The organism is Mesorhizobium sp. WSM4840, from assembly GCF_055811755.1.
In genome coordinates this window covers 1-1586 of record NZ_JBVVQD010000091.1, presented here as the reverse complement: position 1 = coordinate 1586, position 1586 = coordinate 1, and the positions used below count along the sequence as shown (strand labels likewise).

Here is a 1586-nt window from a genome sequence, read left to right as displayed (position 1 = left end):
ATTTAAATCAAATCCGTCTGTGGATATTGACGATTGCGCGACCCTCACCTCGTAGACGGCCAGCGCGGGCGGCAACTGAGAGGGTCATATGACAAGCGATTTTTCCGCCGCGCGAGTGCATTTAGATCGAGCGTATCATTACCTGCGTGGCGATGACCCGATGAGTCGGAGGGGGCGCGAAGCCTTGGATCTGCTAATTGAGACGGTTGCCGTCGAAGAGTTCAAGCAGCCGCGACAAGACGCGGAGGTGCTAATGTTTCCGATTGAGCGCCGCTTCTGAGGCGATCTCCTGGTGGCCACCATGAACATGGCGCAAACACCCTCAGAATACAGCCCGTCCCGGCATGAGCCGAGTCGGGCAATCGAATGGGGCCCGAAGCGTTCGCTCACAACCATCGAATTGAGCTGCCCTGGCTGAAGGTTCCATCATCGTCATCGGCGGCAGCTATTCCGGAATGGCCGCCGCCCTGCAGATTGCTCCGCGCCCGACGCGGGTTCTCGTGATCGACGCCGGACTGCGGCGAAACCGTTTTGCCTGCCATCCGCATGGTTTCCTGTCCCAGGACGGCGTCGATCCGGCCGAGATCGCGAAACGGTCGCGTGAGCAGCTTTCGCGCTACGAGACGCTCGCCTGGTAGAACGGAACGGCCGAACGGGTGAGGGGAGCCGCGACGCTTTCGGCGTCCTACTCGCCGACGGGCGCACGGCGGAGGCCGCCGAGTCTTTTCGCTGCTGGCGTTTCAGATACGCTGCCAAGGTTCAATGGGCTGGCGGAGATATGAGGCAAGAGACCGCCGACCCTACTGCTATGAACTCGATCGGGGCGGCTCGGCGTGATTGGTACCGATCCTGCTCGGTCCACCAGGAACTTCGTCTGCCCGAATGAAGAGGCGCCCTGCTGCTTTGCTCTGCGGGATGAATGCCCATTTCTCCATAATCATCGCATATATCAGTGCTAGGAAGGTCCGAATCGAAAACGAAAACAAATCGGGCGAGGCTTATGATGTTGAGCGCTAGCCGAGGCAAATCGCCTGCACAGCTTTTCCGCTATCTATCGGCCAAGTGGCCTGCGGCGTTCAATCCGAAAGCGCCCAGGCCGCTCAAGATCGGCATCCATCATGACATTCGGGTGCTTGACGGCGAACTGTCTGATGATGAATTGAGGAGAGCCCTGCTGGCGTATACCAGGATGGCCAAATACCTGGCGAGACTGGATGCCGGCGCCGCACGGGTCGATCTCGATGGCAAGCCGGCCGGCTTGGTCTCGGATGCGGACGCGGCGACCGCCAAGGCTTTGCTTTGCGCCCGCAAGCACAAGCAAGAAACCAAGCAAACGCCGGAGCCAAGGGCAGAGCCTCAAGCGCCACCCAAACCAAAACCGAAGCGAACCGCCGTGTTCAAGGCGAAGAATACGGCCGACAGCCCGACCGGCATAGTCGTTGAGACGAAGCGTCGCCGGTCATTCCGAAAGCCGATGGCTTGATCCCCGCTGAGCGATGGCTTGTGCCGACCGGGACAGCCCTGAGGGTCGGAGCGGCGCCCCGTGCCGATCCGAATTGCCGCGATCGCAATGGAGCTGCCGCATT

At 60.5% G+C, this 1586-nt stretch carries 3 protein-coding genes and 1 pseudogene; 3 read left to right on the top strand and 1 reads right to left on the bottom strand.

What is annotated here, in order from left to right; genetic code table 11:
* The first annotated feature begins 88 nt into the window (after positions 1 to 88).
* The 3 genes and pseudogenes from AC0L3I_RS36790 to AC0L3I_RS36780 form a co-directional block, all read left to right on the top strand.
* Entirely contained in the window at positions 89 to 280 is a 192-nt protein-coding gene (locus tag AC0L3I_RS36790) for a hypothetical protein (RefSeq protein ID WP_473530211.1), read from the top strand.
* 175 nt (positions 281 to 455) lie between these two features.
* Positions 456 to 638, top strand: a complete 183-nt coding sequence (locus AC0L3I_RS36785) for a hypothetical protein (protein ID WP_473530210.1) — start codon at positions 456 to 458, stop codon at positions 636 to 638.
* 362 nt (positions 639 to 1000) lie between these two features.
* Positions 1001 to 1321, top strand: a pseudogene (locus AC0L3I_RS36780) (ProQ/FINO family protein); the annotation flags it as partial.
* A gap of 35 nt (positions 1322 to 1356) precedes the next feature.
* On the opposite strand, the gene AC0L3I_RS36775 reads toward AC0L3I_RS36780, so the two are convergent.
* On the bottom strand, positions 1357 to 1586 hold a 230-nt coding region (locus AC0L3I_RS36775), incomplete at its 5' end, for a hypothetical protein (RefSeq protein WP_473530212.1).